At 54.5% G+C, this 20,633-nt stretch carries 19 protein-coding genes; 16 read left to right on the plus strand and 3 right to left on the minus strand.

Annotated elements, in window-relative coordinates:
* The first annotated feature begins 106 nt into the window (after window positions 1-106).
* Together OEU85_RS11455 and OEU85_RS11460 are read left to right on the plus strand one after the other, a co-directional pair.
* Window positions 107-1,174: a divergent polysaccharide deacetylase family protein gene (locus OEU85_RS11455; RefSeq protein ID WP_262691611.1), complete on the plus strand. Its 1,068-nt coding sequence runs from the start codon at window positions 107-109 to the stop codon at window positions 1,172-1,174.
* Window positions 1,167-2,123 carry a Gfo/Idh/MocA family protein gene (locus tag OEU85_RS11460; RefSeq protein ID WP_262691612.1) on the plus strand — a complete coding sequence of 319 codons (957 nt, stop codon included), beginning with the start codon at window positions 1,167-1,169 and terminating at the stop codon, window positions 2,121-2,123. Before OEU85_RS11455 ends, OEU85_RS11460 begins: the two co-directional genes overlap by 8 nt.
* Here the strand turns inward: OEU85_RS11460 and trpE are convergent.
* Both trpE and OEU85_RS11470 read right to left on the minus strand, forming a co-directional pair.
* Window positions 2,120-3,643: an anthranilate synthase component I gene (gene trpE / locus OEU85_RS11465; protein WP_262691613.1), complete on the minus strand. Its 1,524-nt coding sequence runs from the start codon at window positions 3,641-3,643 to the stop codon at window positions 2,120-2,122. The two genes, OEU85_RS11460 and trpE, sit on opposite strands and share 4 nt — an antisense overlap.
* 4 nt (window positions 3,644-3,647) lie before the next feature.
* Window positions 3,648-5,576, minus strand: coding sequence for a SurA N-terminal domain-containing protein (locus tag OEU85_RS11470; protein ID WP_262691614.1), 1,929 nt, complete (start codon window positions 5,574-5,576; stop codon window positions 3,648-3,650).
* A 252-nt stretch (window positions 5,577-5,828) separates the two neighbouring features.
* Here OEU85_RS11470 and tpiA point away from each other — a divergent pair, with 252 nt between their 5' ends.
* From tpiA to OEU85_RS11490, 4 genes are all read left to right on the plus strand, one after another.
* Window positions 5,829-6,578, plus strand: a complete 750-nt coding sequence (tpiA, locus tag OEU85_RS11475; RefSeq protein ID WP_262691615.1) for a triose-phosphate isomerase — start codon at window positions 5,829-5,831, stop codon at window positions 6,576-6,578.
* Window positions 6,579-6,742: 164 nt separating this feature from the next.
* Window positions 6,743-7,069, plus strand: coding sequence for a preprotein translocase subunit SecG (gene secG / locus OEU85_RS11480; RefSeq protein WP_262691616.1), 327 nt, complete (start codon window positions 6,743-6,745; stop codon window positions 7,067-7,069).
* Between the two features lie 121 nt (window positions 7,070-7,190).
* The gene (locus OEU85_RS11485; protein ID WP_262691617.1) at window positions 7,191-8,822 is read left to right on the plus strand and encodes a CTP synthase; all 1,632 of its coding nucleotides are present in this window, start codon (window positions 7,191-7,193) and stop codon (window positions 8,820-8,822) included.
* Between the two features lie 111 nt (window positions 8,823-8,933).
* Entirely contained in the window at window positions 8,934-9,719 is a 786-nt protein-coding gene (locus OEU85_RS11490; RefSeq protein WP_262691618.1) for a hypothetical protein, read from the plus strand.
* On the opposite strand, the gene OEU85_RS11495 is transcribed toward OEU85_RS11490, so the two are convergent.
* On the minus strand, window positions 9,716-11,254 hold the full coding sequence (locus tag OEU85_RS11495; protein ID WP_262691619.1) for a M20/M25/M40 family metallo-hydrolase: 1,539 nt from the start codon (window positions 11,252-11,254) through the stop codon (window positions 9,716-9,718). The genes OEU85_RS11490 and OEU85_RS11495 overlap by 4 nt on opposite strands.
* 145 nt (window positions 11,255-11,399) lie before the next feature.
* Here OEU85_RS11495 and eno point away from each other — a divergent pair, with 145 nt between their 5' ends.
* From eno to lipA, 10 genes are all read left to right on the plus strand, one after another.
* A complete protein-coding gene (eno, locus tag OEU85_RS11500; protein WP_262691620.1) occupies window positions 11,400-12,674 on the plus strand; it encodes a phosphopyruvate hydratase in 1,275 nt (424 codons plus the stop codon).
* A 169-nt stretch (window positions 12,675-12,843) separates the two neighbouring features.
* Window positions 12,844-13,122, plus strand: a complete 279-nt coding sequence (locus OEU85_RS11505) for an FtsB family cell division protein (RefSeq protein WP_262691621.1) — start codon at window positions 12,844-12,846, stop codon at window positions 13,120-13,122.
* Window positions 13,123-13,280: 158 nt separating this feature from the next.
* The gene (gene pdhA / locus OEU85_RS11510) at window positions 13,281-14,312 is read left to right on the plus strand and encodes a pyruvate dehydrogenase (acetyl-transferring) E1 component subunit alpha (protein ID WP_262691622.1); all 1,032 of its coding nucleotides are present in this window, start codon (window positions 13,281-13,283) and stop codon (window positions 14,310-14,312) included.
* 14 nt (window positions 14,313-14,326) lie between these two features.
* A complete protein-coding gene (locus tag OEU85_RS11515) occupies window positions 14,327-15,748 on the plus strand; it encodes a pyruvate dehydrogenase complex E1 component subunit beta (RefSeq protein ID WP_262691623.1) in 1,422 nt (473 codons plus the stop codon).
* 13 nt (window positions 15,749-15,761) lie between these two features.
* Entirely contained in the window at window positions 15,762-15,950 is a 189-nt protein-coding gene (locus OEU85_RS11520) for a hypothetical protein (RefSeq protein ID WP_262691624.1), read from the plus strand.
* Window positions 15,951-15,986: 36 nt separating this feature from the next.
* Entirely contained in the window at window positions 15,987-17,312 is a 1,326-nt protein-coding gene (locus OEU85_RS11525; RefSeq protein ID WP_262691625.1) for a pyruvate dehydrogenase complex dihydrolipoamide acetyltransferase, read from the plus strand.
* A 23-nt stretch (window positions 17,313-17,335) separates the two neighbouring features.
* Entirely contained in the window at window positions 17,336-17,695 is a 360-nt protein-coding gene (locus OEU85_RS11530) for a cupin domain-containing protein (RefSeq protein ID WP_262691626.1), read from the plus strand.
* 2 nt (window positions 17,696-17,697) lie between these two features.
* Complete coding sequence (gene lpdA, locus OEU85_RS11535) at window positions 17,698-19,095, plus strand: dihydrolipoyl dehydrogenase (RefSeq protein ID WP_262691627.1); 1,398 nt, start codon at window positions 17,698-17,700, stop codon at window positions 19,093-19,095.
* A 9-nt stretch (window positions 19,096-19,104) separates the two neighbouring features.
* Window positions 19,105-19,716, plus strand: a complete 612-nt coding sequence (locus OEU85_RS11540; RefSeq protein WP_262691628.1) for a DUF5655 domain-containing protein — start codon at window positions 19,105-19,107, stop codon at window positions 19,714-19,716.
* Complete coding sequence (lipA, locus tag OEU85_RS11545; RefSeq protein WP_262691629.1) at window positions 19,716-20,630, plus strand: lipoyl synthase; 915 nt, start codon at window positions 19,716-19,718, stop codon at window positions 20,628-20,630. Before OEU85_RS11540 ends, lipA begins: the two co-directional genes overlap by 1 nt.
* Window positions 20,631-20,633: the final 3 nt, after the last annotated feature.

Below are 20,633 nucleotides of genomic sequence, written 5' to 3' on the forward strand. Positions count from 1 at the left end.
TTCTTGAAACATTTGGACAATGCGGCTTTCGGGGGGAATGTCAATGCTGGACTGGCGCTATCGTGGTAATTGCAGGCAGACAAAAGATTAACTGAAGTATTAGAACGTGTTCGGGCAAAAAAAACTAAATTCCAAGCGTCAGACAACGAAAAAGCCCAGCCGCTGGCAGCGCTTCAAGCGTGCGGCGATCTATCTTTATGTGGGGGTCGTGCTGGCCAGCATCACAGCCCTTGTCTTGGTTCTTGATGATGAAAAAGACATGTTGCGGGACGAAGGCAACGCGGAAATTGACGCTGACGTGGTTGCCATTCTTGAGGCCATGGACGGTGAGAAGTCCGAAGCACCTATTGGAGAGATTGACGACTTTCTGCCAATACGTAAGCAAAAGCCCGCAAAGGTCGAGCCGGAGCCTGTCGAACCCGCCTGGCGCCTTTATGCCGCCAACTGGCCGCTGGTCCGGCAACCGATGTTGGCCATTGTGATCGACGATCTGGGCCTTTCGGAAGACGCGACAACACTTCTTGCTGAAATGCAAGGCCCTTACACTCTTTCCTACTTGCCTTACGCTGAAAATTTGGCAACGCAGACAGCTCTCGTTCGAAATGCAGGTCATGAGCTTATGGTGCATATGCCCATGCAGCCACAAAACGCGGACGCGGACCCGGGACCAAACGCCATGTTAAACGACCTGACACCAGCGGAGTTTGACCGGCGGCTGGAGTGGAATTTGAGCCGCTTCGAGGGATATGTCGGCGTGAATAATCATATGGGGAGCGCGTTGACTGAAAATGCGGGGGCGATGGTGCGGGTGATGGTACGACTGAAGCGGGACGGGCATCTGTTTCTGGATAGTCTGACATCGCCAAAAAGCGTCGGTGTTCGGGCCGCAAAAGCTACCGGCGTGCCCTACATCGCGCGTGACATATTTCTCGATAATGTCCGGCAAGAGGGCCTCATTCTCGAACAATTGGCAAAAGCAGAGCGGATTGCGCGGTCGCGCGGGTATGCCATTGCCATTTGCCATCCCTATGATGTGACTCTCGGGACTTTGATGAAATGGCGTAAGACATTGGATAAAAAGGGTATTAGCCTTGTCCCACTTAGCCAGATTGTCGCCAGCCGCGAGGCAGTGCGCCATGCCCGGCTTGTTAATGCACAGGAAAAAGATGACTGACAAATTGACAGTAGCCATTCTTGGCTGCGAACATTGCCATATTCGCGGAAACAGCCGGTTGTTGGCTTCTTTGTCGGAGGCTGCCGTCGTTGGTGTCTGGGGCAGGGACGAGGCTTATGCCAAGTCGGTCGCTGCACAGTTTGATGCGGCACTCTGGCAGACGCCGGATGATATCCCGCCCATCGACCTGGCGCTTGTTACCAGTGACACCCGGGATCATGCCATGGTTTTGCGTGCCCTTGATGGGCTCGCGAGCGCGGTGCACATGGACAAACCGCTCGGATTGAATTCGCAAGATGCACGTAGGATCGCTACGCTGGCTGAGCCATATGCAGACCGGTTCGCTGTGGGCTTTTTTCTGCGGCTCAACCCTCTTTTTATTGAGCTGCAGGCCAGAATTGCGGCGGGTGAGATCGGGACCCTCAAACATTTGTCCATGACGTTTGGTCATACGGGGCGACTTGATGGCTGGCTGGATGACTGGCCAGCGTTTGATGATATTTCCCGCATGGGATACGGAGCCTTTGGGGACCTTGTGTCACATACAATCGACGCGGCGACGTTGCTTGCCGGGCGCTTGACGCCGGTCACATGCATGCTTGAACGGCGCGCGGGACTGTCAACAGACGTGGGCGGTGCAGCGATTGCAACATCGAACAGCGGTGTGCTTGTGCGCTTCTTTGCAAGCGCGGAGATGCAGGGACCAAGACTTGAAGTCAGGGCCGATGGGACAAAGGGCAGCCTGTGGCTCAGGGGCCGCACTCTTGGGCGGTATAACCACGAGGGCGACCCGGAAATCCTCGCGTCCGGTGGCTGGTCGCAGGCCTCGGACGGGCCGGCCGCACTGATTGCGAAGCTTCAAGGCAAACCACATGCTGTCTATGCTACGGCTGCGGATGGTGTGTATGTCAATGAAGTACTGGATAGCTTTATGGCGATGGCAGGTTAACCGCGGTTGGACCGGGCAAACCTGAGGGCTTCTTTTGCGGCAGAGAGCAAGGCTTTTGCCTTGTTTTCACATTCCTGAAATTCTGATTCAGCACTGCTGTCGGCTACGACACCGGCCCCTGCCTGCACGTGCATAACGCCGTCTTTCACGATAGCAGTACGTAGTACGATGCAGGTATCCATGGCGCCACTGGCGCTGAAATAGCCCACACTACCGGCATAGGGTCCCCGCGCGTCGACTTCCAATTCGTCAATGATCTCCATGGCGCGGACCTTTGGCGCGCCCGAGACGGTACCAGCCGGGAAGCCGGCAGCAAGGGCGTCGATAGCGTCAAAACGCGAGGCGTCCAATTCGCCCACCACGTTGGAGACGATGTGCATGACATGCGAATAAAGCTCGATGGTGTTACGCGCGGTTACCTTTACACTGCCGGGTTTGGCAACGCGGCCGACATCATTGCGACCGAGATCCAGGAGCATCAGGTGTTCAGCCAACTCCTTCTGGTCGGACAGCAGGTCATCGGCTAACGCAGCATCTTCAACTGGATTCGCACCGCGCTTTCGTGTGCCTGCGATCGGCCGAATGGTGACCTCATCATCGCGCAGCCGCACCAGAATTTCAGGGCTGGAGCCGACGATGGCAAAGTCTTCAAATGCCAGATGATACATGAAGGGCGAGGGGTTGGTGCGCCTGAGCGCCCGGTACAAGGAGAATGGCGGCAGCTCAAACGGCATGGAAAACCGCTGACTTAGCACAACCTGAAAAATATCACCTGAGAGGATATAATTCTGTGCGTGTTCCACCATTTCATAGAAATGTTTGCGCCCGGTGTTCGAGACGGCGTCCTGCATCTCCGGTGCTGCGATCGATGGCGACAGTGGTAGTGGGCTGTCCAACTTGCCCAGCATTGCATCAAGGCGCGCGTCGGCCGCCCGCAGTGCATCACAGGCGGCGACATCTTTTTTCGGGCGCACGGGCGTTACCAGCGTGATCAGGTTTGTAACGCTGTCAAAAATAGCCATGATGGTGGGGCGTATGAAGATGGACGTCGCCAAGCCGAGAGGGTCTGGCTTTGCCGTCGTCAGCTTTTCCATCTGCCTGACCATATCATAGCCCATATATCCGACAAGCCCTGCGGCCATCGGGGGCAGGGGGTGTGGCAGGTCAATCAGGCTTTCCTGTTGCAGTGCGCGCAGGCTTTCAAGGGGTTTGGTCTTCAATGTCTCATAGCTGCCGCCAGTGTCTGCATCACGGCAGATCGAGACTTTATCCCCCTCGTTGCGCCAAACAATATCAGGGCGGAGGCCGATAATAGAATAACGGCCTCGGCTTTCGCCGCCTTCAACGGATTCCAGCAGACAGGAATATTTTTCCCCAACCGCCAGCTTCAGATATGCGGAGACGGGTGTGTCAAGATCAGCAACCAGCGTCGTCGCCACAACCTGTGGCGTACCAGCCTCATAAAGGCGTGTTTGCGCCTCTATGTCCTTGTCTGTACCGGGGGAGTCCGAGTTGGTCACGCTTTTACCGCTCAGCTTGGCTGCGGAACAGTTGTTCTACGATGTTGCGGTGTACCTCAGGTTCATAGAGATCAAGCAGGTATGCCTGATATTCCTGGAACAGCTCGGCCTGGAACTGCTCAACGAGTTGGTCATAGAGCGCGTCAACGGCAGCCCTATTGGATGCTGGCTCACCTGCTGACACGCTGTCGACACGTACCACGACGTAACCGTTGCCGTCAGCCGCACGTTCAGCATCGACTTCGCCGATCGGCAAGTCGAAAATCAGACGCCGGATGTTCTGTGAAAGGCCGGACGTGCCTTCTGCCGTGCGGCTTACATTCTTGGCATCAAATGAGGTGCCACCCAACTCATCCGCGACCGTCTCCGCATCTTCGCCAGCGATCAGACGTGTTTTGGCTTCCTCGGCAATTTCTCCGGCACGGCGCTGGCTTTCCTCGGCTGTCCAGGCCGCGCGTACCGTGCTGCTGACGTCCTCGAAGTTCTGTTGGGTGGGTTCCTGAACCTCCGAGAGCTCAACCAGGTAGATGCCTTTGGTGTTATCGCGAGGGTCGATGTCTTTCACGATGGGCTCAATACCGGTTTCAAGCCTGAACGCTTCCTGCATGACAGTATATTCGTTCTGCTGGGTCACCACTTGTTCACCCGCTGCATTTTTACCTTGAGCGTCAATGCCTGTGACCGTAGCGAGCGACAGGTCAAGCTTGTTGGCGACAGGGGTAAGGGCCCCATCTTCCGCGATAGCGTCTTCAAGCTCAGGCAGATAATCGAACATCAAATCGACAGCCTGTTCTTCACGCAGGGTAGTTTCAATCTCGGCGCGGGCGTCGTCTATGCTCACGGTGCTGCCAGGTGTGATGCCGTCCACCTTGAAGACGCTCCAACCAGCAATGCCTTCGATTGGTGCGGTCATCGCGCCGTCTTCCAAGGCAAATACAGCCTCAGCTGCGTCGCTATCGAAGCCGGTGCTGACATCATCATAGCTATTGGCGCCAAGTGCGATTTCTTCCTTGGTGAAAGCCGTAGTTTCGGCGCCCGCAGTCGCGAAGTCGGTGCCGCCCTCGACATTGGATATGAATGCCAGCGCTTCTGCCTCGGTGGGAAAGCTTACCTGCAGCAGATTGCGGGTTTCGGGTTTTACAAACTCGTCGCGGCGGCTCTCATAGGCTGCGGTTATATCATCCTCGATCAACTCAACCTTGTCGGTGAATTGGGCGGGGGTAAGCATGATGTAGCGGTAACTGCGGCGCTCCGGTGTCATATAAGTTGCTTTGGAGGCGTCATAGTAGGCCTGAAGCTCTTCTGTCGTTGGTTCAGCAATGTTTGTAATGTCGCTGGCCGAGAAGTTGATCATCGCGGCACGGCGGCGTTCAGCCTGCCAGACATAAAGCTCTTCAGCCAAGGCGCGTGGAAGCAGCGTTCTGGCGCCCATGCTTCCCATCAACTGGTTGCGCGCGATCCCGCGGCGGAGGTCAGAATATAGCTCGGATTTGGAAAAGCCGGCGCTTTGCAGTGCCCGTTCCATCATCTCGGGGCTAAAGCTGCCGTCGGGTGCCTGGAATGCCTCGAAGGTGCGAATTTCCTTTGCGAGTTGAACCTCTGTCGCGCGCAGACCCATGTCGCGCATGTGTTCGGCAATGGCGGCGTCGGACACCATCTGGTTCAATACCTGATAGTCCAGGTTCATGAGCTTGATTATCTCTTCAGTGCTCATTTGCCCGCCAAACTGCTGTTGCAGCTGACGCGCCTGCCGCTGCACGGCATTGGCAAAGACCTGGGTCGATACGTCGGTATCACCAACTTTGGCAACGGTCCTGGTGCTGCCCGCCAACATACCAGGGCCAATGCCCCATATGGCGAAGGCCGCGATCAGCAAACCCAGAAGGACTTTAACAAAAATGGAGTCCAGTGCCCCACGAAGATTGAACAGCATGCACCCGTGCTCCCGTCGGTAATACGCTACTTATGGTTTTTGATGGCCGATTTTTGCCACCTGCTTTAGGGCGCGCATCATAAGCATGGTTTTTCGCCCTCGCAACAAGGGAAATAGGAGAAAACGGGGATATCATTGTATAGAGGGGCAGGGTATTGAGACATCGGGGCCGGAAAGCCTAGTCATCCTTCTGTCAATTTGCTACTTAGCGCACCATAATATCTATATAAAAATCCATAATGAGGCCCCAATATGAAACCGACTGCCCTTGTTGCAGGAAACTGGAAAATGAATGGTCTGGCGTCCAGTCAGGCTGAACTTGAAGCACTTGCTGCCATGCTGAAAGAAGGCGGCAAGGCTGCTTGCGATGTGCTTATCTGCCCGCCGTTTACCTTGGTATCGGCCTTTGCGACGGCTGGTTATACCGGTATTGCTATCGGCGCACAGGATTGCCATACGGCGGCAAGTGGTGCTCACACGGGTGATATTTCCGTAGAGATGTTGCGAGATGCTGGCGCCAGCTACGTCATCGTTGGTCATTCGGAGCGCCGTGCGGATCATGCAGAAACGGACGCGCTGGTTGCACAGAAGGCTGCTGCGGTACTTGGTGCAGGCCTGAAAGCTATCGTGTGCGTTGGCGAAACCGAGGCAGAGCGGGATGCCGGGCGGACGCTTGAGGTCGTGTTGTCCCAGATCGGTCAATCGTTGCCGGATGCCGCGACAGCGGAAAATACTATTGTCGCTTATGAGCCTGTTTGGGCAATCGGTACCGGCCGCACGCCAACAGTTGAAGACGTTGCCGAGGTCCATACGGCGATCAGAAAATCGCTTGTTGAGCGTTTTGGTGATGCTGGTGAAGGTTTTGCTATATTGTATGGCGGCTCGGTGAAACCATCCAACGCTGCTGAACTGATGGCGGCGGCTAACGTAAACGGTGCCCTTGTTGGTGGGGCCAGCCTGAAGGCCGCAGACTTCAACGGTATTATCGACGCGTATCGCTGATATCGCGGCCATAATAAAATTAATGTAGGCTTTGCCTGTAATTTGAGCTTGGCAAAGCCTACCTTCATGAGATAGAAACCGCGCTTTGAATAGTCCGCCAGTTTTGTATAATCGGCTTAGCGTCGTTGGTGGGTATCGGCAAAAGAGTTTGTAGGACAGGTTATATGGAAACCGTATTACTAAGCATCCACCTGATTGTTGCGATTGCCCTTGTGGCTGTCATATTGCTTCAGCGTTCTGAAGGCGGTGCGCTTGGTATCGGTGGTGGCCAGGGCGGCATGATGACAGCCCGCGGCGCAGGTAACCTTCTGACAAAGGCGACCAAATGGCTTGCCATTGTCTTTTTGGCAAACTCGCTCCTGCTTGGATGGTTCGCTGCCAACAAACGTGGCGACGATGCGGTGCTCGACGCCGCAGTAGAACAAAGTAAGGAAGGCGGCGACAGCCAACTCCCTGAAATACCAACCGTTCCTGAGGACGGTGAGGGTTAAGAGACTTCAAAGCGGGGGCCAAGAGCCCCCGCTTCTCTTTAATGTAAGCAAGTATTGGTAGAGGTACCCCAGCCTGAGGCTGCTGGGTCGCTGTGTGCTTTTTGGATTTATGAGAGGCTTCATGACGCGCTATATTTTTATCACCGGTGGTGTGGTTAGTTCCCTAGGCAAAGGCCTGTTGTCAGCGTCGCTTGGCGCATTGTTGCAGGCACGAGGGTATTCTGTGCGCCTGCGTAAGCTGGACCCTTATCTGAATGTGGACCCGGGCACGATGAGTCCCTATCAACACGGTGAAGTCTATGTGACCGACGACGGTGCGGAAACGGACCTTGATCTTGGCCACTATGAGCGCTTCACCGGGGTTGCGTCGCGCCAGAGTGATAACATCACATCCGGCCGTATTTACCAGCAGATCATTCAGAAAGAACGCCGTGGCGACTATCTTGGCGGCACGGTGCAGGTGATCCCTCATGTAACCGACGCCATCAAGGAATTTGCCCTTGCACAGCAGGAAGGTATCGACTTCATGCTGTGTGAAGTGGGCGGTACCGCTGGTGATATCGAGGCTGCACCATTCATGGAAGCTATTCGCCAGCTGTCAATTGAGCTGGGCAAAGGCCGTTCGATCTTTGTGCATCTGACACTTGTGCCATATTTGGCGGCGGCGGGCGAGCTCAAGACCAAACCAACCCAGCATAGTGTGCGAGACCTGCGCTCCATCGGTATTCAGCCGGATATCCTTGTTTGCCGGTCCGAACACCCGATCCCTGACGGCGAACGCCGGAAGATGTCGCTTTATTGCAACGTGGCGGAGACCGCCGTGATCCCGGCGATGGATGTAGGCACAATTTATGAAGTGCCAATTTCCTACCATAAGGAAGGCCTGGACGTTGAAGTCCTGAAAGCCTTTGGCCTTGCGCATTCACAGCGTCCGGACCTTGCGCCTTGGGAAGATATCGTTGACCGCATTAAAAACCCGGAAGGCGAGGTTACCATCGCCGTGGTGGGTAAATACACGGGCCTGAAGGACGCTTATAAGTCGCTCAATGAAGCCATCATCCATGGCGGTATTGCCAATAAGGTGAAAGTGAATATCGAGTGGTTCGAATCCGAAGTATTTGAACGCGAAGATGCGATGTCCCGGCTTGAGAATGTGCACGCGATTTTGGTGCCGGGTGGTTTCGGTAAACGTGGTACGGAAGGCAAGATTGCAGCGGCCAAGTTCGCGCGGGAACGGGGTATTCCGTATTTTGGCATTTGCCTTGGTATGCAGATGGCAACCATTGAAGCAGCCCGCAACCTTGCGAACATCAAGGATGCAGGATCAACCGAGTTCGAAGAGCAGAAAAACCCTGTTGTGGGTCTGATTACCGAGTGGATTCGTGAAGACGGCAGCGTTGAAACGCGGACAGAAGATACCGATCTTGGCGGGACAATGCGACTGGGTGCCTATGAAGCCCACCTTAAAGAGGGCTCCAAAGTTGCCGAAATTTACGGCAAAACCGAGATTTCTGAGCGGCATCGCCACCGCTATGAGGTGAATATCGGTTACGTGAAAAAACTTGAGGAGGCGGGTGTGCTGTTCTCCGGCATGTCACCGGATGGTGAGCTGCCGGAAATTATGGAGATACCGGATCACCCATGGTTTATCGGTGTACAATATCACCCGGAGTTGAAGTCCAAACCGTTTGATCCGCATCCGCTGTTCGCAAGCTTTGTTGCTGCGGCACTTAAGCAAAGCCGCCTCGTTTAAACGGCTTATTTGATATCGATTATGAAAAGGGGGCTAAACGGCCCCCTTTTTGCATTAAGGTTATCAAAGGGTAAAATATGCCTATATCAAGGGTTTGAGAGAGAGCTTGTTATGATTCGTTTGATTGTTCTGCTGCTATTACTTGCCTGTACCTCATTTTCCGCCTTGGCGGCAGACGATCAGGAACGGGCGGTTGCGGCACGGCAAAACGCCGAAGCTGTGGTGGCGCAATATGTCAATGTGCGCGATGAGGATACGCTTCGCAGAATTAACCGCGATGTTGAGCGGGTCTGGCAGGAATTTGTGCGGTATCACGGGGCGGAAGCACCGTTTGCGCCCCAATATGCTCTCATTCGGGCGCGGGCTGCATCTGCTGCGCAGGATAAGCAGCGGGTGGTACCTCTATGGCATGAAGCGATCAGGGTTAATGCCGGCACCTCTCCTGCGTTTATCATGGGACTCGACATTGAAGCCGCACATGCTGCGGCTGAAGTGGGAGAAGCTGAGCATGCTTCGCGCTTTTTTGCATCTGCCCGTTCTTATGCCTTTGTGCGGGGAGATCGCTCTGACCAGACCCGCCTGCAACTGCGTGTGCGCGAGTTGCAGGTTTTGGGTAATACCATGCCGTGGCGAGACCTGAATGACGCGCTTCTGGACCTGCGCGAATATTCCGAAACATTTCCCATGTGGACATTGCCTCGGCTCGAAGCACTTTTGAGCGAAACTGAAATTCGCCTCGCATTAGCCCCCGAGGATAAGGAAAAGCGCGAGGAGCTGTCCGGTTTGAAAGCGAAGATCATCCTGATCCAGAAGGGGATGAACCGAGACCTGCCCGCAAGTTTTACCGCGCGTATCCGCACCCTGTATTATGCGCTTGAGGACAGGTATCACCTCTAATTTCCGACGCCAAACTGCGTTAAAATAGCCGCATACACGTCGATTGCATCCCAAAGGTTCTGGAGCCGGATGTTCTCGTTTCTTCCGTGCTGGTTATTATCGTGATTTGCGACGGGCAAAAGAATGATCGGGGCATCCAGCGCTTCTTCAAACAGATAAATAGGCAGGCTTCCTCCCATTGTTGGGGTGAGAAGTGTTGTTTCGTCATCTATGTCATCGAGGATGCGAATGAGTTTTTTGGCGGTGGGGCTGTCAAGTCTGCTCCGGAATGCGCCATATCCTCCAGGTACCCACTCGACCTTCAGGACTTTTTCGTGCGTTCTCAGCTCGCTATCATCAGGCTGTTTATTTGTTACCCAATAACCTTCGGATTCGAAAAAAGCATTTAGCGAGGACTTTACGCTTTCTGGCGTTTGGTCTGGCACCAGGCGCAAGTTGAGGGAGGCCGTTGCGCTGGGCATGATAATATTGCGGGACTTTGGGCCAGTACCGCCGCCCTCAAAGCCTTTGATGACAATGGCTGGCGACATAATCAATTCTTCAAGTCGTTTGCCTTCACCGTCGGTATCGCCGAGGGCCAAGTCTTCCTTCAACGCTTCGTCCATGCGGGGCAGGGCTGCTATTGCCTCCCTTTCGGCGTCAGTGATGGGCTGCACATCATCGTGATAGCCGGGTACCAGGATGCGTGCCTCCTCATCCTTCATTTTTGCCAACAGGTGCACAAGCCGGTCATTGGGATTGGGGGCCCAGTTACCATAGTGGCCACTGTGCAAGGGCCTTTTGGGGCCAAAGGCTGTCAAATGCACGGTCATGGCACCGCGAACGCCAAACACCAGTTGGCGTTGTCGGCTCTGGTGCATGGGACCATCGCAAAACAGCAGAAGGTCTGATGTCAGTTTATCGCCATGCTGCGCGAGAATGTTACCCAAGGTGGGTGAGCCAGCTTCTTCCTCGCCGTCCAGTATCAGTTTTATATTTACGCTTGGGGGAGTGCCTGCTGCCTCAAGCGCATCAATGGCAGCCATAAGGGCGATCACTGGCGCTTTGTCGTCGCCTGCTGAGCGGGCAAACAGCCGCCACTCGGGGTTGAAACTTTCATTCCCGGATGGCCACTCAATGATGTCCCCCCCCGCTTCGACCATGCCATCCCTCAGGGTGGGGGTGAAGGGCGGTGATGCCCAGTTTTCAGGAGCAACAGGCTGGCCATCAAAATGGGCATAAATCAGCACGGTTTTTTCGGCGCCCGGAACTTGCTTTTCAGCGATAACGTACGGTGCACCGCCTGCGGAAACGATTTCACCCTGAAATCCGCGCTTGCGGATGTAATCTATGATCCAGCGGGCGTTGACCATCATATCTTCGGTATTTGCGGCTACGTTCGGCATAGAGAGGAAATCGCGAAAATCCGCCATGATGCGATGTGCATTTTCCTGAGTATAGTGGTCAACCTTCTCATCGGTTGCCAGAACCGGTGTTTGCGCCAGCAGCCCCGCCGCCAGCACCACGGCAGCAGTTCTTGCAAGAAAATGCTTCATACTATTCCTCCCTTTTCGCTGACTTTAGTGAAGTCATTGATTTTTTCCAGTCTGAAAGCCTCAAACCTTGCAGATTTGGCGTTGAAGGGGTAACAATCCGCCGGTAATTTCTCATTTCCCTTCAGAGCATTTAAGGAATAAGCCCATGAGTGCCATCATCGATATCATCGGCCGTGAAATTCTTGACAGCCGCGGTAATCCCACCGTCGAAGTAGACGTAATTCTTGAAGACGGTGCTTTTGGCCGTGCAGCCGTGCCGTCAGGCGCCTCTACCGGTGCCCATGAAGCTGTGGAGCTACGTGACGGTGGCGGTCGCTACCGGGGGAAGGGCGTGCTTCAGGCGGTTGAGGCCGTGAATGGCGAACTGTTTGATGCACTGGTTGGACTGGACAGTGAAGACCAGCTTGGCATCGACCAAGCCATGCGTGATCTTGATGGAACGGAAAACAAGGGGCGTCTGGGCGCAAATGCCATTCTGGGCGTGTCGCTTGCGATTGCAAAAGCCAGCGCCGATAGCTGTGGTTTGCCGCTCTATCGCTACATTGGTGGTCCAAATGCGCATGTGTTGCCGGTTCCGATGATGAATATCATCAATGGCGGTGAACATGCGGACAATCCGATCGATGTTCAGGAATTTATGATCATGCCTGTCAACGCAGACAGCGTGCGTGATGCTATCCGCATTGGTGCTGAGATTTTTCACGAGCTCAAATCCAAGCTGGCAGCCGCGGGCCACAATACCAATGTGGGTGACGAAGGCGGCTTTGCCCCCAACCTCAACGGGACGGTTGATGCGCTTGATTTTATTGTGGAAGCTATCAAAAGTGCGGGTTACGCGCCTGGTGAAGATGTCTATCTCGCCCTCGATGCCGCATCTACCGAGTTTTTCAACGATGGCAAGTATGAGCTGAAAGGTGAAGGCAAGTCCCTCGATAGTGCAGGCCTCGTTGACTACTATGCTGACCTCGTTGCGAAATACCCCATCATTTCCATCGAAGACGGTATGGCAGAAGATGATTGGGACGGTTGGAAAATGCTGACGGACCGCATCGGCGATAAGGTTCAACTCGTTGGTGATGACCTGTTTGTGACTAACCCTGCGCGACTTGCTGATGGCATTGAGAAGGGTGTGGCGAACTCGATCCTTGTAAAGGTCAATCAGATAGGCACTCTCTCTGAGACTATGAAGGCCGTCGATATGGCGCACCGCGCGTCCTACACCTCTGTCATGTCACACCGCTCGGGTGAAACCGAAGACGCTACAATCGCAGATCTTGCGGTTGCCATGAACTGTGGCCAGATCAAAACCGGTTCGCTTGCACGTTCTGATCGGCTGGCCAAATATAACCAGCTTATTCGCATTGAGGAAGAGCTTGGTGCTTCGGCAGTTTACGCTGGACGTTCTATTCTGAAAGGGTAGGTCCGTAATTCATTTACCAGGGCTTCCGCGATGTATGGAAGCCCTGAGTTCCGCATGTAAAAAATGTATCGTTTGTATACCTTTTCCCTTGCCCCCATGATTCGCTTATGAGATGATTCGAATCATGAAGCGAGTCGGAAAAATATCACGCTATTTAGGGCAGGCATGGATGGCCGGGGTTTGGCTGTTCCTGTTCGGGTATTTTGCCTTTCATGCGTTTCAGGGCGACAATAGCCTCGCGGCGCTGAAGCGCCTTGAAGTGCAACAGCATGAACTTACCGTTATTGCCCAAAAAGTTGCAGCCGAGAAGGAGGCGCTTGAAGTGCGTACCAGCAAGCTCTCCGATCAGGCGCTGGACCCCGATATGCTTGAAGAGCAGGTACGGCGGCGCCTTGGCTTTACCCACCCCGATGAGATTGTGGTTTTCCTTCCTGCCGCTGGCCAGTGATTAACAAAAAGTAAGTTAATCAGTAATTATCATTTAATTTCAATAGTTTATATCCTATTGCAAATTGCTGAAATCGGCGCTATCCATTGTCCCTAGACGCTTTGGCGTAAGGCATCCTGCCTATACCTGATTTCTGGGACCTTTTCTGGAAGGCCGACATGACTACAAAAAAGACGACTAAGAAGTCGACGGCATCAAGCCGTCGCCGCAATTCCGGTCCGACGCTGTATGATGCGTCGAACGATGAACTTGTTGAACTTTATACTCAAATGCTGACCATTCGGCGCTTTGAAGAAAAAGCTGGGCAGATGTATGGCATGGGCCTTATCGGAGGCTTCTGTCACCTTTATATCGGCCAGGAAGCCGTTGTTGTCGGTATCCAGACGGCGCTTAAAGACGGCGACTCTGTCATCACAGGCTATCGCGAACACGGGCATATGATCGCTGCCGGGGCCGACCCCAAGGGTGTCATGGCCGAACTTACAGGCCGCTCGGGCGGTTGTTCGCGTGGTAAGGGCGGCTCCATGCACATGTTTGACCCTGAGCGTGGTTTTTATGGCGGGCACGGCATTGTGGGCGCGCAGGTTTCGCTCGGCACCGGTCTCGGTTTTGCAGCCAAGTACCGTAAATCGGACAATGTATCGGTGGCCTATTTTGGCGACGGTGCCGCAAACCAGGGCCAGGTTTACGAAAGCTTCAACATGGCGCGTATCTGGAACCTTCCGGTGATCTACATCATCGAGAATAACCAGTATGCCATGGGCACGAGTGTCAGCCGTTCGTCGTCGCAGATTGAGCTGCATCGACGTGGTGAAAGCTTCAAGATTCCCGGCAAGCAGGTGGACGGCATGAACGTGCTGGAAGTGCGAGCGGCGATGGACGAAGCTGTCGCACACTGCCGCAAGGGCGAGGGCCCCTTCATTCTTGAAATGAAGACATATCGCTATCGCGGTCATTCCATGTCTGATCCGGCGAAATACCGGTCCAAGGAAGAAGTGCAGAAGATGCGCGCCGAACATGATGCGATTGATCAGGTCAAGCAGCGTATTCTGGACGCAGACATTATGGATGAAGCGGCGCTGAAGGATCTTGATAAGGAAATCAAGGCGAAGATCGCAGACGCGGCAACATTCGCGACTGATAGTCCAGAGCCTGAACTTTCTGAACTTTATACTGATGTGCTGGCGTAAGGGAGCATCCACTCATGGCAATTAAAATCACCATGCCGGCCCTGTCTCCCACCATGGAAAAGGGTACACTGGCGAAATGGCTCGTCAAAGAGGGCGACAGCATCGAATCCGGTGATGTGATCGCAGAGATTGAAACCGACAAGGCGACAATGGAAGTCGAATCGGTGGACGAGGGCATCATCGCGAAAATCATTGTCGCGGAAGGTACAGATGACGTGCCTGTAGGCGAGTTGATCGCCATCGTCGCCGAAGAGGGCGAGGACCCGAAAGACATTGACGTCGATTCAGCACCAGAGCCGGAAAAGGCTGACGACAAGGGCGCTGAAGATGACAGAAAAGCTAAGATCCCGGAATCGCCGAAGGAAGACCCGGACGAACAGGACGCTGGTTTCGCTGGCGCGGTAGTCTCCAGCGAGAACCTGCAGGACCCGGAAATTCCCGAAGGCACTAAAATGGTCAAGCTTACAGTGCGCGAGGCGCTCAGGGATGCCATGGCTGAAGAAATGCGCAAGGACGGCGATGTTTTTGTCATGGGTGAAGAAGTGGCGGAGTACCAGGGCGCTTATAAAGTAACCCAGGGCCTGCTGGACGAATTTGGCGCCGACCGTGTGATCGACACGCCGATTACCGAGCACGGCTTTGCAGGCCTTGGCGCGGGCGCTGCGTTCGCGGGGCTGAAGCCTGTTATCGAGTTCATGACCTTCAACTTCGCCATGCAGGCGATTGACCATATCATCAACTCCGCCGCCAAAACGCGCTACATGTCTGGTGGCTTGGTGTCATGCCCGATTGTTTTCCGTGGCCCGAACGGCGCCGCAAGCCGTGTGGGCGCGCAGCACAGCCAGAACTATGCATCGTGGTATGCCAATGTGCCGGGCCTGAAGGTTATCGCACCCTATGATGCTGCTGATTGCAAAGGCCTTCTGAAGGCGGCGATTCAGGATCCAAACCCGGTTGTGTTTCTTGAGAATGAGCTGATGTACGGCGAAAGTTTCGAGGTTCCGGAACTGGAAGACTATGTGCTGCCCATCGGCAAGGCGCGTATTTTCCGGGAAGGCGCGGATGTGACAATCGTATCTTATTCCATCACGGTTGGTGAAGCGCTAAAGGCAGCCGACAAGCTGGCGGAAGAGGGTATCAGCGCTGAAGTCATTGACCTGCGCACGATTCGCCCGCTTGATATCGACACTGTTATTGAAAGCGTGAAAAAAACCAACCGCTGTGTAATCGCGGAAGAAGGCTGGCCTCAGTGTTCGGTGGCTTCTGATGTGTCGGCACAGCTGATGGAAAAAGCGTTCGATTGGCTCGACGCACCGGTAACCCGCGTCAACAGCGCGGACGTGCCGTTGCCATACGCCAACAATCTCGAGAAAGCCGCCGTTGTTGGCGCCGATGATATCGTCAAGGCTGCAAAAGCAGTTTGCTACGCGGACTAATTGGGAAGCGTGAATGAGAAGAAGAAAATGGCGTCGTCTGATTAATCGCTATGGCTTGAAGTCCGCTTTTCGAAGCACCAAGGTTAAATTGGATTATCGTGATCCAACACTAGGTGGGAGAAGCGGCGGATCTGGCGAAGGAAAGATGACGCTGTTTATCATCGGGATGATCTTGGTCATCGTCGTTTTCATTCAGCGCTAGAAACATATTCCTGTCACAAGAGATAAGGCTACTGCCATGGCTATCGAAATTTTCATGCCCGCCCTTTCGCCTACGATGGAAAAGGGCACGCTTGCCAAGTGGCTGGTGAAAGAAGGCGACAAGGTCGAAAGCGGCGATGTGATCGCCGAGATCGAAACCGATAAAGCGACGATGGAGGTCGAGAGCATCGACGATGGCACCGTTGCCAAAATCCTCGTGGAAGAAGGTACAGACGATGTGCCGGTTGGCAAGATTATAGCCATGCTTGCGGAAGAGGACGAAGATGTCTCTGACGTTAAGGTCCCGACCGACGACAAAAAGGCCGAGGCTGCCCCGAAGGCTGAAGAAACAGATGATGCTGAGGAAGAAAAGCAGGAAGAGGTTAAACCTTCAAGTGCTTCTTCTGAGAAAAAGCCTGAAGGCAAGCCGTCAAAAGCTGAGGGTGAGCGCATCAAAGCATCGCCACTGGCCAAGCGTATTGCAAGCCAGGAAGGCCTTGACCTCAAGGCGCTTGACGGCACTGGCCCCAATGGCCGCATCGTGAAACGCGATATTGAAGCCGCTCTTGAAAAAGGTGTAGGCAAAGCCGATGAGGCTACGCCAGCGGCAAAAGAAGGCGCGAAAGCACCAGCCGCTGCAGCATCGGCACCTGAATATGGCCCGTATGACGATATTCCGTATCACGAGGAACGCCTGTCGAACATCCGCAAAACTATTGCGCGCCGCCTGACGGAATCGAAGCAGCATGTGCCGCATTTCTACCTGACCATCGAGTGTGAGCTGGATAACCTGCTCGCGCAGCGTAAGGTGCTGAATGAGAAGCTGGCTGACAGCGGTGTGAAGCTTTCGGTTAATGACTTCATTATCCGTGCGACGGCTCTTGCGCTCAAGAAAGTACCTGCGGCCAATGTGCAGTTTGCGGGTGACAAGATGTACTGGTACGAGCGCGCGGATATTTCCGTGGCGGTCGCCATTGAAGGTGGTCTCGTGACCCCGGTTGTACGCGGTGCGGACGGTATGGGGCTTTCCGATATCTCAAAGGCGGTTAAGGACCTGGCTACTCGCGCGCGGGACGGCAAACTGGCTCCGGAAGATTATGCAGGCGGTACATTCTCTATCTCCAACTTGGGTATGTACGGCATTAAGGAATTTGGTGCGGTGATCAACCCACCTCAGGGGGCTATCCTGGCCGTCGGCGCAGGCGAACAGCGTCCGGTGGTGAGGGACGGCGCGCTTGCTGTTGCGACCGTGATGAGCTGTACCATGTCGTGTGACCACCGTGCGGTTGACGGGGCGGTTGGCGCAGAATTCCTCGCGGCCTTCAAGAGCTATGTTGAGGATCCGATCACGATGCTGCTTTAAGCTGCTGTTTGAGGATCGCTGCAATGGACGTAGTTAATCTCAAGAAAAAACTGACAAGTTTCAGTGAGCATTGGTCACCGAAACTTGTTGGCGAACTTGATGGGTATCACGTCAAGCTGGCGAAAATCGAAGGTGATTTTGTCTGGCATGCCCATGACGGGGAGGATGAGCTTTTCCTCGTGATCGACGGTTGTTTCCGCATGGACTACCGCGACCGGCAGGTTTGGGTAGAGGCAGGCGAGATGGTTATTGTGCCTAAGGGTATTGAACACAAGCCCTATGCCCGAGATGTTTGCAGCGTTCTGTTGATTGAAAAAGCTACTACCGATCATACCGGTGGTGTTGATGATCCACGACGCGTGGAAAATCCCGAAAGGATTTGAGTATGGCTGAGAGTTTTGATCTTGTTGTAATCGGTGGCGGGCCAGGTGGTTATGTGGCGGCGATCCGTGGCGCACAGATGGGCATGAAAGTCGCCTGTGTAGAACGCGAGCTTCTGGGCGGCATCTGCCTCAACTGGGGCTGTATTCCAACGAAGGCGCTCTTGCGGTCAGCCGAAGTGTTTCACCTTGCCAAAAACGCCAAGGATTATGGCCTGAAGATTGACAAGGTGGATTTCGACCTTGACGCCATAGTGCAGCGCAGCCGCGGTGTGGCAAAGCAGATGAACGGCGGTATCAAATCCCTGTTCAAGAAGAACAAGGTGACCCACCTTGAGGGCGAAGCTAAAATCACCGGCAAAGGCAAGGTTGCCGTCAAAGGCGAAGACGGCAAGACGACCGAACTTACGGCCAAGGACGTGATCATCGCGACCGGTGCCCGCGCGCGGGAGCTGGAGCACCTGAAAGCGGATGGTGAACTGGTGTGGACATATCGTCATGCGCTTACACCGAACACAATGCCCAAGAAGTTGCTGGTGATAGGCTCTGGCGCCATCGGGATCGAGTTTGCGAGCTTCTTCAATGAGCTGGGCTCTGATGTGACCGTGGTTGAGATGATGGACCGCGTGCTGCCGGTTGAAGACGCGGACATTTCCAAATTCGCCGAGAAATCCTTCAAGAAACAGGGCATGACGATCAAAACCAAAGCGTCGGTCACCGAACTCAAGAAGGGCAAGGATAATGTAACCTGCGTGGTTGAGACGGACGGCAAGAAAGAAGAGATCACGGTGGACCGCGTGATCATCGCCATCGGGATCACCGGCAATGTGGAAGGCCTTGGCCTTGAAGACGCAGGCATCAAGGTTGATCGCGGCCATATCGTCACCAATGAATGGGGCCAGACCGGCGTGGACGGCTTCTGGGCTATTGGTGACGTGGCTGGTGCACCGTGGCTCGCACACAAGGCATCGCACGAAGGCATTATCGCTGTTGAGAAAATCAATGGCGTCAAGGGCCTGCACCCGATGGACAAGGGCAACATTCCGGGCTGTACATATTGCCGCCCGCAGGTGGCATCGGTTGGTCTGACGGAAGCGAAAGCGAAAGAGCAGGGCCATGAGGTGCGTGTTGGTAACTTCCCCTTTATCGGCAACGGCAAGGCGGTTGCGCTTGGCGAACCGGAAGGCATGGTGAAAACCGTGTTTGACAAGAAAACCGGTGAGCTTCTGGGTGCCCACATGGTTGGCGCCGAGGTAACGGAGCTTATCCAAGGTTACGCAGTCGCCCGCACGCTCGAGACAACGGAGCAGGAGTTGATGCACACCGTCTTCCCGCACCCGACGCTGTCAGAGATGATGCACGAAAGTGTGCTCGACGCCTACGGCAAGGCGATCCATTTCTAGGAGCCAAAAATGAAATTCAGGGTTCACCCAAGCGTTTCTCACATTCAGGCGATGCTGGCTAATATGGAGGAGCGCACGGGCAAAAGCCCTGACGGTTGGGCGGATGTCGCGCGCAGTTATGACCTCGCAGATATAAATGCCCTTGGTGCCAAGCTGAAGGCGGACCATGGGCTCGGCAAGCCGACTGCATGGCTGCTGGCGAGTTATGCGCTGGGTGAGACACCTGAGGACTACGACGGTGATGCCTACCTTACCCGCGCACCGCACCTCTTCGATGCTCAGTTTTCAGGTAAAAAAGAAACCTTGAAGCCGCTCGCGGAAAAAGTGATTGGGCGTTTGCTTTCCCTTGGTGATGACGTGGGCGTGAGTCCGACGAAGACCATGGTGCCCATCTATAGACATCGCGTATTCGCTCAGGTAAAAGCTGCTACGCAGACACGGCTGGATGTCGGCCTGGCGCTTGGGCGTTATGATAGCGAACTTCCGGGTCGTGTCAAAAATACCGGCGGGGCTGCAAAAGGCGACCGTATTACCCATGTAATAGGGGTAACGGCAGACGAGCGGATCGATGATGAGCTTATCGGTTGGCTGCGCAAAGCTTATGAGTTGGATGACAAGTAATGAGCACAGAAGACAAACCGCAAAACTATCAGCGCAAACCAAGCTGGATCCGGGTTAAGGCACCTGTGAGCAAAGAGTATGCGGAAACGCGCAAGATGATGCGCGACCTGAAGCTACATACGGTCTGCGAAGAGGCAGCATGCCCGAACATTGGCGAATGCTGGAAACAGAAACACGCCACGATCATGATTTTGGGTGATACCTGTACACGCGCTTGCGCCTTCTGTAATGTGAAGACCGGTCGCCCGATGGCGGTAGACCCGCTTGAGCCCGAGAATACGGCGATTGCTTGTGCGCAAATGGGCCTCAATCACATTGTCATCACCTCTGTCGACAGAGATGACCTGGCGGATGGTGGTGCAAGGCAGTTTGTGCGTGTGATTGAAGAACTGCGCAAACACAGCCCCAATACCACGATCGAGATTTTAACGCCGGATTTCCGCAACAAGCCGGGTGCCATCGAGATGGTTGCGGAAGCGCGCCCTGATGTGTTTAACCATAACCTTGAGACCGTACCGCGGAACTACCCCAAAATTCGCCCCGGCGCGCGTTACTACCATTCGCTACGCCTTCTTGAGACTGTGAAAAAAGTGGATCCGTCGATTTTTACCAAATCGGGCATTATGGTAGGCCTTGGCGAGGAACGCATGGAAGTGAGCCAGGTGATGGACGACATGCGCATGGCGGATATCGACTTTATGACCATCGGCCAATATCTGCAGCCAACACCACGCCACGCCAAGCTTGAGCGTTTTGTCACGCCCGACGAGTTCAAGTCTTATGAGCGCATGGGCAAGGGTAAGGGCTTCCTGCTGATCTCAAGTACGCCCCTCACTCGGTCGAGCTACCATGCAGGTGATGATTTTGCCAAGCTGCGCGCCGCGCGTCAGCGACAGCTTAAAGCCGCTGAATAGGTA

Origin of the sequence: Kordiimonas aestuarii, assembly GCF_025574465.1 — a bacterium.
Taxonomy (GTDB): Bacteria; Pseudomonadota; Alphaproteobacteria; order Sphingomonadales; family Kordiimonadaceae; genus Kordiimonas; species Kordiimonas aestuarii.

Coding starts and splice junctions, on each gene's coding strand:
- OEU85_RS11460 (WP_262691612.1), top strand. CDS start 1,167: ATGACTGACAAATTGACAGTAGCCATTCTTGGCTGCGAACATTGCCAT.
- OEU85_RS11470 (WP_262691614.1), bottom strand. CDS start 5,576: ATGCTGTTCAATCTTCGTGGGGCACTGGACTCCATTTTTGTTAAAGTC.
- tpiA (WP_262691615.1), top strand. CDS start 5,829: ATGAAACCGACTGCCCTTGTTGCAGGAAACTGGAAAATGAATGGTCTG.
- secG (WP_262691616.1), top strand. CDS start 6,743: ATGGAAACCGTATTACTAAGCATCCACCTGATTGTTGCGATTGCCCTT.
- OEU85_RS11485 (WP_262691617.1), top strand. CDS start 7,191: ATGACGCGCTATATTTTTATCACCGGTGGTGTGGTTAGTTCCCTAGGC.
- OEU85_RS11490 (WP_262691618.1), top strand. CDS start 8,934: ATGATTCGTTTGATTGTTCTGCTGCTATTACTTGCCTGTACCTCATTT.
- OEU85_RS11495 (WP_262691619.1), bottom strand. CDS start 11,254: ATGAAGCATTTTCTTGCAAGAACTGCTGCCGTGGTGCTGGCGGCGGGG.
- eno (WP_262691620.1), top strand. CDS start 11,400: ATGAGTGCCATCATCGATATCATCGGCCGTGAAATTCTTGACAGCCGC.
- OEU85_RS11505 (WP_262691621.1), top strand. CDS start 12,844: ATGGCCGGGGTTTGGCTGTTCCTGTTCGGGTATTTTGCCTTTCATGCG.
- pdhA (WP_262691622.1), top strand. CDS start 13,281: ATGACTACAAAAAAGACGACTAAGAAGTCGACGGCATCAAGCCGTCGC.
- OEU85_RS11515 (WP_262691623.1), top strand. CDS start 14,327: ATGGCAATTAAAATCACCATGCCGGCCCTGTCTCCCACCATGGAAAAG.
- OEU85_RS11520 (WP_262691624.1), top strand. CDS start 15,762: ATGAGAAGAAGAAAATGGCGTCGTCTGATTAATCGCTATGGCTTGAAG.
- OEU85_RS11525 (WP_262691625.1), top strand. CDS start 15,987: ATGGCTATCGAAATTTTCATGCCCGCCCTTTCGCCTACGATGGAAAAG.
- OEU85_RS11530 (WP_262691626.1), top strand. CDS start 17,336: ATGGACGTAGTTAATCTCAAGAAAAAACTGACAAGTTTCAGTGAGCAT.
- lpdA (WP_262691627.1), top strand. CDS start 17,698: ATGGCTGAGAGTTTTGATCTTGTTGTAATCGGTGGCGGGCCAGGTGGT.
- OEU85_RS11540 (WP_262691628.1), top strand. CDS start 19,105: ATGAAATTCAGGGTTCACCCAAGCGTTTCTCACATTCAGGCGATGCTG.
- lipA (WP_262691629.1), top strand. CDS start 19,716: ATGAGCACAGAAGACAAACCGCAAAACTATCAGCGCAAACCAAGCTGG.